The sequence below is a fragment of the Thermoactinomyces mirandus genome (assembly GCF_013868055.1).
Taxonomy (GTDB): Bacteria; Bacillota; Bacilli; order Thermoactinomycetales; family Thermoactinomycetaceae; genus Thermoactinomyces; species Thermoactinomyces mirandus.
Window position 1 is genome coordinate 17358 of the sequence record NZ_JACEOL010000027.1, and the last position, 14846, is coordinate 32203.

The following is a 14846-nucleotide window of genomic DNA, read 5'->3' on the forward strand; positions in this document are numbered from 1 at the left end:
CCCGTTCTCCTCCTCAGGTATAATCATGCGGTTCGGCGCCAATCCGCCGGTTGCCTAAACTTTTTTTCGATCCACAGAGTCTGACAAAGTAATACAAGCCTGCGAGCCACCACAATAACAGCATAATCCATTCATAGGGCCACCGAAGGGAGGATGGCATGCCGGGAAGATACAGAATTCCCAGGCAAAGGCTGGAAAGCAGGGCGCCATAGCCAATCCAGGATGATTTGCCCGCCCGAAAGGGCCGGATCATGCCCGGTTCTTTTTTCCTCAACACCACAAAAGAAACGGATACCAGAATATAGGTCATTACAATTGAGAAACTTCCTGCATTGGTAAGCCAAAGAAGCGCCTGCCGCCCAAAAAGCGGAGCGATGAATGATATGGCACCAATCAGCAGTATCGCATTGACAGGAGTGTTATATTTCGGATGGAACCGTCCGAAGAAGGCAGGCAGCATCCTTTTTTGCGCCATGACATACAGGATGCGGCTTCCCCCGACAAAAAAGGCATTCCAGCTGGTAAGAATCCCGCCGATCCCCCCAATAATCAGCAAGGTTCCACCCCATGGAGAGCCGAGTAATGTTGCCAATGCATCGGCTGTGGGCAAAACAGACCGGTTGATATCCTCCATGCTCATGGAATGGCCCACCGCATAAACAATGCCAACATACCAGACTACGGCCATTGACACCGAGAGAATCAGCACTTTACCAATCTGTTTAAAGGGAAGATTGATTTCTGCAGCTGTTTGGGGAATAACGTCAAACCCGACAAACATAAACGGAGTCATGATCAGAACCCCGAACAGTCCGGTCATGCCCGCAAACGGAGCTGAGATTCCCTCGGGGCTTGCAGTAAAGGGGCTGCCAATGATCAGGACCAAACCGATGATGGTAAGCATTGTGGTACAGATAACCTGGAAAACCGCTGCCTGCTTCAGACCGCGGTAATTGATCCATGTCACGAAAACCGAACCGGCCATCCCGATTCCTGCCCAGGATAAATACACATCCCAGCCAGCCACTTGCCAAAGGAAACCGGACTGATAATCGGGGAAGATATAGTCAATCACCGTGGGAAGGGCGACTGCTTCAAAAGCCACAACGGAAATATAGCCAAGTGCAATCGCCCAGGAGGCGATAAAAGACCAGCGGTACCCCAACGCCCGGTCCAAAAACACACTGACCCCGCCTGTTTGCGGCATGGCAGCCGTTAACTCCGAATAGACCAGCCCGACGAACAGAACCATGATCCCTCCGCCAACAAAAGCCAGCACTGAGCCGAGCAATCCCGCCTGACGAATCCACTCGCCCGTCAGGACTACCCAGCCCCAGCCAATCATGGCACCAAAAGCCAGTGCCAGCACATCAATCCGTGACAACACCTTTTCTGTCCGTTGTTTCTCCTTCATTGAGTCACTCCCTTGAAAAGGTATCCTTCAACAAACGGAACGCTTCCATATGAACTTGCCGGTTCTCCTCCTTCCAGCCGGAAATACCCACGGTCCGGCCCATACCGGGCACCCGAAAAAATATTGGCAAAACCGTTTTTTCTTCATCCCCACAAATTCACACGGCTTTCAGCCGGAAATGCCCGCCACCTCTGAAATGGATTTTTCCAGGAGTTGCAGTCCTTCTTCCAGCAGGGAATCCGAGATCACCAGAGGCGGCAAAAAACGAATAACATTGCTGTACATTCCTGCACTGAGGACCAGTAATCCATTTTCCCAACATTTTTTTACGATCCGGCTTGCCGCCTCCGGGGCCGGTTTTTTGGCGGCCCGATCTTCCACCAGCTCGATCGCCACCATGGCCCCCAACCCCCGGACATCGCCGATCATTTGATATTGATCCTGCAACCCGGATAAAGCTTCCACCATGCGCATTCCAATCATCCGGGCACGATCTGTCAGTTTCTCTTCCTCCAATACCTCCAGTACGGCCAGAGCAGCTGCACAGGAAACGGGGCTCCCGGCAAAGGTTCCTCCAAGCTGACCAGTCTCCGGCGCATCCATCCAGTCAGTCCGTCCAGTAACAGCGCTGAGCGGCATACCGGCCGCAATCGACTTCGACATGGTTATAATATCTGCCGCTACCCCGTAATGCTCCATGGCAAACAGCTTCCCGGTACGGCCAAAACCTGTCTGGATCTCATCGGCAATCATCGCGATACCATATTGGTCACAAAGCTGACGGATCCCTTGCACAAAACGTGACGACGGCATGATAAATCCGCCTTCTCCCTGCACCGGTTCCAGAATGATGGCAGCAACCGATTCCGGCAGAACCTCCTTGATAAACAGCTCCTCGATTTGCCTCAATATCTCCCGGTCCACTTCCTCCGGGGTCATCTGCGCGGGAGCCCGGTAATAGTCGGGATAGGGAAGCCTGTAAGTATCCGGGGCAAACGGGCCAAACCCGGCTTTGTAGGGTTTTACCTTGCTGGTTAACGACAGGGACATCAGGGTGCGGCCATGAAACCCCCGCTCAAATGAGAGCACACCGCTGCGGCCTGTTGCCTTGCGGGCAATTTTTACCGCGTTTTCCACTGCCTCCGCCCCGCTGTTGACGAACATGGTTTTCTTTTTCCAGTTCCCCGGTACGATCTGATTCAGTTTCTCGGCCAACTCAATATAACCTTCATAGGGCATGACGTGAAAACAACTGTGAATAGATGCAGCCGTCTGCTCCTGGATGGCTTTGACCACCCTGGGGTGGCAATGGCCAATATTTTGCATGCCAATTCCAGCGGCAAAATCAATTATCTGATTTCCGTCAACATCTGTAATAATCGCTCCTCTGGCCGATTTGACATATAGCGGTGCCACATGATAAGGGCCGATCGGCACTGCTTCCTGACGACGGGCATGAAGCTTCATCGACTGCGGACCGGGCATTTCCTTGATACGGGAAGGAATCATCTGTTAATCACCCTTTCCATTAGTAACAGGTAAAAAAATAAAACGCCGGATCACCAAGCGAAAAAAGTCTTGTTCGCTCAGGCCTCCGGCTCACTCCTGCGGCTGTTTTAACCGGCGCGGTTAAATTCGCAGGATATGATTTCAATTGGTCTCAATTATACAATACCAATTTTTTATTATTTTATCAATTCGCTAATTTTATAATATTCATTAATTAGCTATTGCTTATATTTAATTGAATCGTACCAATCCAAAAAAAACGGAAGAAGCTGCCGGACGGAAAACGGAGGCAAGGGGACGAAAAACCATTTTCCTGCCTCCTTGTACAGGTTATTCTGTAACGCTTCTTTTCAGGCAGATGCTCCATCAATATAACGGTCGTAAGCATGGGTCAAGTTGGCCACGATTTCTTCCAGCGATGCATTTTCGATATCATGGCGATGGACCATATGCACAAGTTTTCCATCTTTCAACAGCGCAAACGATGGCGAAGACGGAGCCATTTCCCCAAAATAGGAACGGGCCCGTTCCGTTGCCTCCCGGTCCTGCCCCGCAAAAACAGTATACAAATGATCTGGTATCCTGTCATGTTTCAGGGACAGGGCAACCGCCGGGCGCGCCAGGCCTCCCGCACACCCACAGACCGAATTGACTACGACCAGAGTGGTTCCTTTTGCTCCTTCTCCCTGCAACGCCTCATCAACTTCTTCAGGTGTCCGAAGCTCTTTCACCCCGACACTTGTCAATTCATCACGCATACGCTGAACTATTTGCTGCATTTGATTGATCCGCGAGTCTTCAGACATATCAAAAAACCCCTCCTTTTTTTCTATTTTATCTCAGGGCAAGCATCCCAAAAAGCAAATTTTGCCATTTATCCATACAAAAAAGATGAGGGTCTTCCCATTAACCCGCATCTCCGTTGTTACCGGTTATCTACCTTTTCAGGCATCATGTCGTGCCGGGCCAGCCGCTGTTCGGCAATTTTCTCCCATTTGGTTCCCGGTTTTCCGTAATTTGCATAAGGATCAATACTGATTCCGCCTCTTGGCAAAAATTTCCCCAACACTTCAATATACTTCGGTTCCAGCTTTTGAATCAAATCTTTCATTATCGTGACAACACAGTTTTCGTGAAAATCCCCATGATTTCTGTAACTGAACAAATACAGCTTCAGCGATTTGCTTTCCACCAGTTTTTGGTCGGGAACATAACTGATATAAATGGTGGCGAAATCAGGCTGGTTTGTAATCGGACACAAACTGGTAAACTCCGGACAATTGAATTTCACAAAATAGTCGGTGTCCGGATGGAGATTAGAAAAAGTTTCCAGCAAATCGGGGTTATATTCAAAATGATATTGGGTTTTCTTTCCCAATGCTTTCAGAGACAAATTTTTCTTGCAGGTTTCATCCACAGGTAATCCCTCCTTTTACGGTCCGCTCCCTTCACAAGGAACGGCTTTTTGTTTTATTCCGATCCTTTTTTATACTATCTGTCTGCCAGCCCAATTTTTAACATCTCAATTCAGGAGGAATTTTTTTATAGGCAATGGGGTCCGGCTGATTGTTCTCCTTGAATCCTTTCAGGCGGAGCAGGCAACTGTCACATTCACCGCACGCCAGTTCTCCTCCCTGATAACAGGAAGTGGTCAGTTCGTATGGCACGTTCAGTTCCAGTCCCCGCCGGATGGTTTCAGCCTTGCTTAAATAGAGCAAAGGGGTTTCAATATAAATTTTCTCTTCAGAAGAAACTCCCATTTTGGTTGCCAGATTCACCGTTTCTTCCAATGAGCGGATGAACTCGGGTCGGCAGTCCGGATATCCGCTATAGTCAACCGCACTGACACCTGTGTAAATGTGTTTGGCGCTAATCACCTCTGCATAGGCAGTTGCCAGTGACAGAAAAATGAGATTCCGTGCGGGCACGTAAGTATCCGGAATATCTTCTTTCACTCCGCCGGTGCGAACTTCCCATGTCTGGTCAGTTAGCGCGCTGCCTCCTATTTCTCCCAGAAAATTCACATCCACGATCTTGTGCCTGTCCGCGACTCCATAGTGAGCGGCAATTTTCCTTGCTTGCCCAATTTCCCGGTTATGGCGCTGATGATAGTAAAAAGTAATCGGATACAGTTCATAGCCTTCCTCTTTTGCAATTCCCATGCATGTGGTGCTGTCCAGCCCGCCACTCAATACAATTACCGCTTTTTTATCCATATCGTTTCACCTCGGTCATACTCCACGCAGATTCGGATCCCAAATAAACTTGTGCATCTGCAAATTCAATTTCACATGGCCCAATTTATGCCTTAACATCAGATCGACCAGTCTCGCAGGTTCCATCTTTTCCCATACGGGACTGAACAGGGGAATTCCTTTTTTCATCTCCGTTTGCACAATCTTTTTTGCATGCAGAAAATCATCCTCACCCGCAATCACAAATTTCACTTCATCGTTTTCCCGCAACCAGTCGAAATTCCTGTGGATCATGCGTCCGTTTTCGCCACTGGCAGGCAATTTGTAATCCAGAATGAACCGGACCTTTCGCCAGACCGCTTCATGGGATTTTCGCAACTTCGCAAATGGTTCCAGATCAATCGAACCGTTTGTCTCGATATGAATGTCTTCTATATAATTGATTCCGGCCAACGCTTCAATCAACCGCTCCACTTTGCGGCCGTGCAATAAAGGCTCTCCACCAGTCAGGCATACCGAAGGGTGCGGATAGTTCTTCACTTTCTGAACAATTTCCGAAACCCGGGCTTCATACTCCGGTTTGTAAGGAGCATAACTATAGGGAGTATCACACCAGACACATCGCAAATTGCAATAAAACAAACGAATAAACGTGGTGGGAAATCCAGCGCGGGTTCCTTCGCCTTCCACTGTTTCAAATATCTCCACCATTGACAGTTTCGGATCTTCGAACGATCCTGCTTCCTTTTGCAAATGCAGCACCTTCTCTCTACCAGCTAGCACAGTCTGAATTTCTGGTTCAGGCTAACCGCTACTTTGACATACTATCAAAAGCAAACACTTTACAGCAAGTATAGAAGTATTTTTTTAAAACATAACTCTCCCTCAAATGCCCCCGGTAATGACCAACTGATTTCCGGACTGTCAAAAATTTTCATGGAAAGTCATTTTTCCGCTTTGACTAACGGTCAATCAGCAATAAACTTTCCCGCAATTTGCGGACAGATTCTGCTCCAAAAATACAGCGCGAATGGAAACGGAAAATTCCCCCGGCATATTTTTTCTAATCCTTCATCATTTTTCCCATTTTGCTGGCAGCTTCCAACATATCCGGCACAAACTGGATCATCTTGTCCATATTCATTCGCGAAACAGGACCGGATACGGCAAGTGCCGCCACCAACCGGCCTCGCCGGGAAAAAATGGGCACAGCCACCGCTGCCGTTCCAGCTTCCCGTTCTTCAACACTCATCGCATAACCATCTTCCCGGATTGTTTTCAACTGTTGCAAATAGTTCACTTTGCTTATATGATCCGGCCACCTGGACCCGGCCAGCACTTCCTGCACCAGCTTAGAATCGGCAAAAGCCATCAGCACTTTGCTTGACGCCCCTACCGTAAGAGGCATCCTCGCCCCAATCGGCGCCACACGGCGAATCGCCTGGTTGCTTTCCACCGCCTGAATCCGGATCCGTTCCTTTCCATCCCGAATATATAAACTGACGGTTTCATCCAACTCGTCACGCAATCGTTCCATTTCCGGCAAAAACAATACGGCGGGATCATCCGACTGGTTTAAATGGGCTGCCAGCTCCCAGATCCGGAAACCCAGTTCATATTTTTCCGTATACTGGTTTCTCTTTACAAACCCTTTGCTCTCCAGGGTAGCCAGCAACCGGAAAACGGTGCTTTTGTTCAATCCGGTGCGTTCAGCGATTTCCATCATTCCAAGTTGTGTTTTATCAACAAAGCACAGCAAAATATCCAAAGCTCTCTCCGCGGCCCTGACCGTTGACTTTTTTTCTCCACTCAAAATTAAACCCTCCGTGTTTCACTCCATGAAACATGTTTTCCAAATATTATACTCCTCCAACTTGGTTAAGAAAACGGATATTTTAAGGCAAACAAAAAGATATTCACAAATATAATGAAATAGTCACATATTCTTTCCTAAATCTTTTCTCCCTTCCCGATGTTTTTTTGCAAATAACCTATACAAGTATTTAAAAAAATTGTATAATGAATGCGAATTTAGAAACCAGGTTTCGTCTAATGAAACAAACAGTGAGACTTACAGGCACTTTATTTTTTCCAAATTGCGATTCCAGATCAAATATGAAGGTTAGTCAAAAAAATGATTGAAATGGAACTTTTCTGTATGACCAAAGGAGGTATCCCTGATGGCCAAAGATTTGTACAATGTACGCTCCAGTCTGAAAATCGGCGGCAAAGAATATGTATATTACCGTCTGAACAGTCTGGAGGAACAGGGGGTAGGCGAGATTTCCCGGCTGCCGTTTTCCATCAAGGTCTTGCTGGAAGCAGCAATCCGCCAGTATGACGGAAAATCCGTAACCCGGGAACATATCGAACAGTTGGCTACATGGACAAAAAACCGTTCTGATAAGGAAATCGCTTTTAAACCGGCCCGAATTGTCCTGCAAGACTTTACAGGAGTTCCGGCAGTGGTTGACCTGGCAGCCCTTCGCTCTGCAATGGACAGGGTTGGCGGCAATCCGGAACGGATTAATCCGCACATTCCGGTTGATCTGGTGATTGACCACTCTGTTATGGTGGATCGGGCTGGTACGGATGATGCCCTCCAGTACAATATGGATTTGGAATTTAAGCGGAATGAGGAGCGTTACCGCCTGTTGCGCTGGGCTTCCGAATCACTGGACAATTTCCGGGCCGTTCCGCCGGCAACAGGTATTGTTCACCAGGTAAATCTGGAATACCTGGCGCGTGTGGCACAAACCCGTGAAGAAAATGGCGAAACCGTTGTATTCCCTGATTCCCTCGTCGGAACCGATTCCCATACCACGATGATCAATGGTCTTGGTGTTGTTGGCTGGGGAGTTGGCGGAATTGAGGCAGAAGCATGTATGCTTGGCCAGCCTTTATATTTTATTACTCCTGAAGTGGTCGGTTTCAAATTGACCGGTAAACTGGCGGAAGGCGCCACCGCAACCGACCTGGCACTGACCGTAACGGAAATGCTGCGCAAAAAAGGCGTGGTTGGCAAATTTGTTGAATTCTACGGACCCGGACTGTCCAACCTCAACCTGGCAGACCGTGCAACAGTTGCCAATATGGCTCCTGAATACGGAGCTACGGTCGGATTCTTCCCGGTTGACGAAGAATCCCTGAATTACCTCAGAACAACGGGACGTGACGAAAGCCTGATTGAATTGATCCGGGAATACTATCAGGCACAAGGCCTGTTCCGCACAGATGATACGCCGGACCCCGTCTTCAGCGATACCATCGAACTGGATCTCGGCACTGTTGTTCCCAGCTTGTCCGGACCAAAACGTCCGCAAGACCGGATTGAACTCAATAAAATGAAACATACATGGAATGAAACCTTGCGCAAACCGATTGACGAACGCGGGTTTGGCCTGACCGACCAGGAAATCAGCAAATCGGTGCAAGTAACCCGCAAAGACGGAACAAGTTACGAACTGAAACAAGGTTCTGTGGTCATTGCTGCCATTACCAGCTGTACGAATACTTCCAACCCGTCCGTTATGCTGGGAGCCGGGCTTGTCGCCAAAAAGGCGGTAGAAAAAGGGCTGAAAGTCCCTTCGTATGTCAAAAGCAGCTTGACCCCCGGTTCCAGAGTCGTCACAGAATACCTGACACAGTCCGGCCTGCTTGAACCTCTCGCCAGACTTGGCTTTAACGTTGCCGGTTACGGATGCGCAACCTGTATCGGAAACAGCGGGCCCTTGTCGGGCGATGTAAGCAAAGCCATTGAAGAAAATGATTTGACCGTTTGCTCTGTACTGTCTGGTAACCGTAATTTCGAAGGACGGATTCATCCACTCGTAAAAGCGAACTATCTTGCTTCACCGCCGCTTGTGGTTGCATATGCCCTTGCCGGAACGGTCAATATTGACTTTGAAAATGAACCAATCGGATACGGCACCGATAACCAGCCTGTATATCTGAAAGATATTTGGCCAAGTTCCCGGGAAATCAGCCAGGTAATGAGCGAAACAATCAAAGCAGAACACTTCCGCAAACAATACAGCAAAGTGTTTGAAGCCAATGAACGTTGGAATCAGTTGCCTACTCCAAAAGGAGTTCTTTACGAATGGGATGAAAAATCGACATATATCCAGGAACCTCCTTTCTTTGTCGATATGTCGGTGAACGCAGAAGAAATTGCTCCGATCAAAGGTGCCCGTGTGCTTGCCCTGTTAAATGACTCTGTCACTACGGATCACATTTCACCAGCCGGAAGCATTGTTCCCGACAGCCCGGCAGGAAAATACCTGCAGGAAAATGGCGTTGCCGTGAAAGATTTCAACTCTTACGGTTCCCGCCGCGGAAACGACCGGGTAATGACTCGCGGTACCTTTGCCAACATCCGGATTCGCAACCAGATCGTTCCCGGTTCCGAAGGTGGTGTTACCAGACATATTCCGAGCGGCCAAGTCATCTCCATCTATGATGCAGCCATGAAATACAAAGAAGAAAACACTCCATTGATTGTGATCGCCGGGAAAGAATATGGTACCGGCAGTTCCCGTGACTGGGCGGCAAAAGGAACCAACCTGCTGGGAGTGAAAGCCGTCATCGCCGAAAGCTTCGAACGGATTCACCGCAGCAACCTTGTCGGTATGGGTGTGCTGCCGTTGCAATTCAGTGAAGGGCAAAGCTGGAAAAGCCTTAACCTCGATGGCAGTGAAACATTTGACATTCCCGGTTTGAATGACAACATTCAACCTGGTCAATCCCTGACAGTACGCGCGGTCAAACCGGACGGAAATACAGTTGAATTTGAAGTCATCGTCCGTCTCGACAGCGTGGTTGATGTGGAATACTATCGCAATGGCGGCATCTTGCAAACTGTATTGCGCCAAATCCTGAACGACAAGGAAACCGTGCAAAACTAGGCAAAACGGCAGAAACAGGAAACCCTCAGGTGGGGGCCTGAGGGTTTCCCTTGAAATTGATTAAAAAATCCCAGCAGCCGCTGAGGTTAAACGAGACGCTCGCATTTAATTTTTAGCCTCCATCCACATTCCCTTTACAATGGCTGACTTGATAATCCACTCTTTCCCGTCGCGGATGCAGGGAAAACGGATATCCTGCCCGCGGTGATATAAATAGAGATGACGCTCCGTTTCTAAAATAACCTGACTTTCCCGAATGAAACGGTCGATTTCATGTCCGGATATTTTTCTTTTCAACCGTTCTTCGAGGCGTTGTCTCAAATGATAGGAAAAATGAAAAGAACGCGGGTTAAAGATACTCCCTCTCTTGATTCATTTCCTCCAGGAAGTGGTAAACCAGATCCCTTTGAAAGTGAGGGAGTGTCTCCATCATTGCCTTGGTAAACCGGTAAACTCCCATCTTCTCTACCATTTCCTCAATTTTCTTTTTTGAGTCTTCCGATACTATTCCGAATTCTCTGGAAAGATCTTGTATAATTTGTTCAACTTCATCTTGCGGCACTTCTTTTTTGGGCAAATCTTTTTTCATGCCCTCCAGCAACTGAAAGGGGGATTCTTTTTTTTCCATAAACATCAAACTGAATTCCACCTTATGATCATCTTTTATCTGTCTTATTTCTGCATCAATCATCTGATTCACTTCCAGGTTAACCCCGTCGGGGATCTGGGAAACATGAATCAATCCGGGTGCCATATACTGATCCCTTGTCACGACAAAGGCCCCATATTCCATGATTCGGGTAATTCTGATTGGAACACGATCACCGGCACGATATGGCAACGGAGCTCTTTCTTCGCTGTGCAAAAATTGATTGATCCGTTCATCAATGCTCATATTTCTTTCCTCCAATCAGTTAGTTTCTTTCAATTATAAAGAAAAAAATCGGAATGGTACAATAGTCTTTCTTCATTTTTCAGTCTTATTGCAGGTTCCTCTCCTTTTACATTCCCCCTCCCCCTGGACAGGGGGTTGTGTAAAATAATGGTCAGACTTTATCTTTACACTATATTCCTCCCACAGGCAGAAAGTCAATTACGCACGACCATATTGCCGAATTCAGGATTGACGCTGTTTTCTCAGATAGGAAAAAGCCTGCATCGCTTCGTACCAGGCACGGACAGTTCCTTCCGGCACGCTGGATGTCAAAATTTTACGATTTCCGGCCCGCCGGCAAGCCCCTGATTCCAACAGGATCAAATCATTCCCATATTCAGCCAGATCCAGATCCTTTTCCAAAGCCATCACGGTGATTTGCCCCTTCGATCTGGATCGCTTCTTCAATTCCTGTATCAATAAATGGCGCCCCCATGGATCCAGTGTATCGGTCGGTTCATCCAGCAGCCAAACCGGAGCAGGCGCAACCAGACCATAGACCAGCAGATATCTTTTCAACACTGCCCCCGAAAGCTGGTTAAGCGGTAATTTCCGATAACCTGCCAGGCCCCACCTGGCAATCAGTTCAGCACTTTTTTTCTTCGGATGTGACACACGCATGAATTGGGCTTTTTTTAAAAGTGCAGACTCCACGGTGGCAGTTTGATTTAACCGTTTTATTTGCGGAGTAAAATGGATGCATTTTTTCATGTCAAGCAGCCCGGCAATTTCCGGCATTTCAAAATTTCTTCTTGACCAGACCCAGGGCTGTTTTCCGTTAATATAAAAAGTAACCCGTCCGTCGTCGGGAACCAATTGCAATGCTGTCAATTTCAGCAATGTCGTTTTGCCCGAACCTTTTGGCCCCAGTAAAACCGTAATTCCTTCCCTGACAGATGCCGAAAAATCCAACAATCCCATAAAACCGGTATGTAAAAATTGCGCTTCAGGCATATGCCCGTCCTGTTTAAAAATCTTCCGTACATGTTGCCAGTTTATCTTCAATTTTCATGCATCCTTTCTCCAACTTTTCACAGGTAAACAAAAAACTGTCCAAGGACTACGCAAAAAATTCGTTATTGATAGAATATATTTACTTATTTTAACACAATGTGCTTTTTAGTATAGCAAACAAATAAAAGTCCAGTGTTAACGACGCTATCATAAAATGTCAACTTGCCTGTTTTTCTGAATCCCCGGTAAACATGCCCAGTTGCCATGTTGAAATCCTCTTGATTCTCTTTTCCTGCATTGACCTGTTTTATTATCTATGATAGCTTAAAATTAAGCAACTATATAGGGTCAAAACGGGAGCTTGGAAAAAGCCAGGCTGAGAGGGCGGAGAACTCTGCCGCCGACCGGTTAACCTGATCTGGGTAATGCCAGCGTAGGGAAGATGAAGGGGATTTGCTGTTCCCCCGTCTTACGATTGCTTTTTCAAGCCATACGCATCAGGTGTATGGTTTTTTTAATGCCATATGTTCGCCCTCTCTGTCAATTGGCCTATGGTTGCAATCCAAAGGAGGGTAACAGGCATGGAACGTTATTTCTATCCCAACAGCAAAAAAGTCTATATAGAAGGGTCCCGGCCGGATCTCCGTGTTCCGATGCGCCAGATTTCACTTTCTGCCACCCGCGACTGGCGCGGTGAAACGCCGAATGAACCGTTCTTGATCTATGATACCAGCGGACCCTATACCGACCCTGAAGCAACCATCGATCTGAAACAGGGATTGCCGAAATTGCGCAAATCCTGGATTCTGGAGCGCGCTGATGTGGAAGAAACGGAAGGGCGCCCGGTCCAGACGATAGACAACGGCTTTCGTTCAGCGGAAAAAGCGGCCCGGTTTGAAGCTTTTCCAAGCCCAAACAGGCGTCCGCTGCGGGCGAAACCAGGCAAGTCGGTAACACAGATGCATTATGCCAAAAAAGGAATGATCACTCCCGAAATGGAGTTTGTGGCCATTCGTGAAAACCTGGACCCCGAATTTGTAAGAAGTGAAGTGGCCAGCGGACATGCCATCATACCGGCAAATATCAATCACCCCGAAATAGAGCCGATGATTATCGGAAAAAATTTTCATGTGAAGATCAACGCCAATATCGGCAATTCATCCGTCACTTCATCGATTGAAGAGGAAGTGGAGAAAATGACCTGGGCAACGTTATGGGGTGCCGATACGATCATGGATTTGTCCACCGGAAAAAATATCCACAACACACGTGAATGGATTATCCGAAACTCTCCGGTCCCGGTGGGGACGGTTCCCATTTACCAGGCACTGGAGAAAGTGAATGGAGTACCCGAGGATTTGACATGGGAAGTTTACCGGGACACGCTGATTGAGCAAGCCGAACAGGGGGTGGATTACTTTACCATCCATGCAGGCGTGCTGCTTCGCTATGTTCCGCTTACAGCCAAACGGACGACCGGAATTGTTTCCCGCGGCGGGTCGATCATGGCAGCATGGTGTCTGGCACATCACGAAGAAAACTTTTTGTACACGCACTTCCGCGAGATTTGTGAAATTCTTCAAGCCTACGATATTGCGGTTTCGCTGGGCGACGGCCTGCGGCCCGGTTCAATTGCCGACGCAAATGATGAAGCACAATTTGCCGAATTGGAAACATTGGCCGAATTGACAAAAGTCGCATGGGAATATGATGTGCAGGTGATGATTGAAGGCCCTGGGCATATTCCGATGCACAAAATAAAGGAAAATGTAGACATCCAGCAGAGACTTTGCCAGGAAGCTCCATTTTACACACTGGGGCCGCTGACCACTGATATTGCCCCGGGTTACGACCATATTACCTCAGCCATCGGTGCCGCCATAATCGGCTGGTACGGAACAGCCATGCTTTGCTATGTGACGCCTAAAGAGCATTTGGGACTGCCCAATAAACAGGACGTAAAAGAAGGGGTCATCACCTACAAGATTGCAGCCCACGCGGCAGATCTGGCCAAAGGGCACCCGGGCGCCCAAAAAAGGGATAACGCCTTGTCCAAAGCGCGTTTTGAATTCCGGTGGGAGGATCAGTTCAATTTATCCCTTGATCCCGTTCGTGCCCAGGAGTTTCATGATGAAACCCTGCCGGCTGAACCGTCCAAGACCGCCCATTTCTGCTCCATGTGCGGTCCCAAGTTCTGCAGTATGCGCATCACTCAGGACATTCGGGAATATGCAAACAAACAGGGGCTTTCCCTTGACGAAGCCGCACAAAAAGGAATGCGGGAGAAAGCAGCTGAATTCAAGGAAAAAGGCGCTTCCATCTATCGATAATCTCAAAGCGAAATTTTTAATTTTTGAACCGTTTCATACATGGGCCGGTGTCCCGGTTTCGTTTCATAAAGCGCAATTTCATCCGCTTTCCACCTGATCTCCCGAAAGAAGTCGTTTGCTTCCGGCGACAAAAGAAAATCGCGGGACTGGCATTTGCGGGCCAGTGTGATATGTGGACAATATGCACGCTTTTCGGGAAGAAACCCCAGTGATCGGACCGCTTCAGTCACCCGGCCTTGCAATGTGTGCAGAGAAGCCAGGTCACCGGAAACACCCGCCCACAGGACACGGGGCTGCCTTTTTTGGCCAAAAGTCCCAAGGCCGGCGAGATTCAAGGAAAACGAGCCCGATTTGGCGGAACATGTATGTAATGTATCCACAATCTGTCCTTTCTTTTTTTCCGATACATCACCCAGAAAATACAGGGTAATATGGTAATCGTCGGGATGAACCCAGCGCGAGAATTTCCATTTTTCCTTCAGCATGGAACATCCCTTGGCGAGATGCCGTTTTACCTCACCGGGAAGAACCAGGGCGATAAACAAGCGGGATGTCTCTTCCATATGAATCCTCCGATCTCTGTTCATTGAATTCAGGGCTCAGCAG

At 48.0% G+C, this 14846-nt stretch carries 14 protein-coding genes and 1 riboswitch; of the genes, 2 read left to right on the forward strand and 12 right to left on the reverse strand.

Translation table 11 applies throughout. The features are described from left to right. Positions 1-13: 13 nt before the first annotated feature. From H2C83_RS08135 to H2C83_RS08165, 8 genes are all read right to left on the reverse strand, one after another. The gene (locus tag H2C83_RS08135) at positions 14-1414 is read right to left on the reverse strand and encodes an APC family permease (RefSeq protein WP_181739591.1); all 1401 of its coding nucleotides are present in this window, start codon (positions 1412-1414) and stop codon (positions 14-16) included. 4 nt (positions 1415-1418) lie between these two features. Continuing rightward, the gene (locus tag H2C83_RS18130) at positions 1419-1544 is read right to left on the reverse strand and encodes a hypothetical protein (RefSeq protein ID WP_281364123.1); all 126 of its coding nucleotides are present in this window, start codon (positions 1542-1544) and stop codon (positions 1419-1421) included. Positions 1545-1582: 38 nt separating this feature from the next. Beyond that, positions 1583-2923, reverse strand: a complete 1341-nt coding sequence (gene gabT, locus H2C83_RS08140) for a 4-aminobutyrate--2-oxoglutarate transaminase (protein WP_181739593.1) — start codon at positions 2921-2923, stop codon at positions 1583-1585. Positions 2924-3273: 350 nt separating this feature from the next. Further along, the gene (locus tag H2C83_RS08145; RefSeq protein WP_181739595.1) at positions 3274-3729 is read right to left on the reverse strand and encodes a BrxA/BrxB family bacilliredoxin; all 456 of its coding nucleotides are present in this window, start codon (positions 3727-3729) and stop codon (positions 3274-3276) included. Between the two features lie 119 nt (positions 3730-3848). Then, on the reverse strand, positions 3849-4316 hold the full coding sequence (gene queF, locus H2C83_RS08150) for a preQ(1) synthase (protein ID WP_220184071.1): 468 nt from the start codon (positions 4314-4316) through the stop codon (positions 3849-3851). A 121-nt stretch (positions 4317-4437) separates the two neighbouring features. Then, a complete protein-coding gene (gene queC, locus H2C83_RS08155; RefSeq protein ID WP_181739600.1) occupies positions 4438-5139 on the reverse strand; it encodes a 7-cyano-7-deazaguanine synthase QueC in 702 nt (233 codons plus the stop codon). Positions 5140-5154: 15 nt separating this feature from the next. Continuing rightward, positions 5155-5901, reverse strand: a complete 747-nt coding sequence (locus H2C83_RS08160; RefSeq protein ID WP_312853880.1) for a 7-carboxy-7-deazaguanine synthase QueE — start codon at positions 5899-5901, stop codon at positions 5155-5157. A 280-nt stretch (positions 5902-6181) separates the two neighbouring features. After that, complete coding sequence (locus tag H2C83_RS08165; RefSeq protein ID WP_181739602.1) at positions 6182-6931, reverse strand: IclR family transcriptional regulator; 750 nt, start codon at positions 6929-6931, stop codon at positions 6182-6184. Positions 6932-7298: 367 nt separating this feature from the next. Here H2C83_RS08165 and acnA point away from each other — a divergent pair, with 367 nt between their 5' ends. Then, positions 7299-10022: an aconitate hydratase AcnA gene (gene acnA, locus H2C83_RS08170; RefSeq protein ID WP_181739604.1), complete on the forward strand. Its 2724-nt coding sequence runs from the start codon at positions 7299-7301 to the stop codon at positions 10020-10022. A gap of 105 nt (positions 10023-10127) precedes the next feature. Here the strand turns inward: acnA and H2C83_RS08175 are convergent, their stop codons facing one another. The 3 genes from H2C83_RS08175 to H2C83_RS08185 all read right to left on the reverse strand — a co-directional run bounded on the left by H2C83_RS08175 (position 10128) and on the right by H2C83_RS08185 (position 11961). Then, entirely contained in the window at positions 10128-10343 is a 216-nt protein-coding gene (locus H2C83_RS08175; RefSeq protein WP_181739606.1) for a hypothetical protein, read from the reverse strand. A 28-nt stretch (positions 10344-10371) separates the two neighbouring features. Next, complete coding sequence (locus H2C83_RS08180; protein WP_181739608.1) at positions 10372-10917, reverse strand: hypothetical protein; 546 nt, start codon at positions 10915-10917, stop codon at positions 10372-10374. A 222-nt stretch (positions 10918-11139) separates the two neighbouring features. Beyond that, positions 11140-11961, reverse strand: a complete 822-nt coding sequence (locus H2C83_RS08185; RefSeq protein ID WP_181739610.1) for an ABC transporter ATP-binding protein — start codon at positions 11959-11961, stop codon at positions 11140-11142. A 292-nt stretch (positions 11962-12253) separates the two neighbouring features. Beyond that, a riboswitch (TPP riboswitch) is annotated at positions 12254-12368 on the forward strand. A 123-nt stretch (positions 12369-12491) separates the two neighbouring features. Here H2C83_RS08185 and thiC point away from each other — a divergent pair. Continuing rightward, positions 12492-14240 (forward strand): phosphomethylpyrimidine synthase ThiC, encoded by a 1749-nt coding sequence (thiC, locus tag H2C83_RS08190; protein ID WP_281364124.1) that lies wholly within the window; start codon positions 12492-12494, stop codon positions 14238-14240. A gap of 2 nt (positions 14241-14242) precedes the next feature. Here thiC and thpR read toward each other — a convergent pair whose 3' ends face one another. After that, positions 14243-14803 (reverse strand): RNA 2',3'-cyclic phosphodiesterase, encoded by a 561-nt coding sequence (gene thpR, locus H2C83_RS08195; protein ID WP_181739614.1) that lies wholly within the window; start codon positions 14801-14803, stop codon positions 14243-14245. Positions 14804-14846 lie beyond the last annotated feature (43 nt).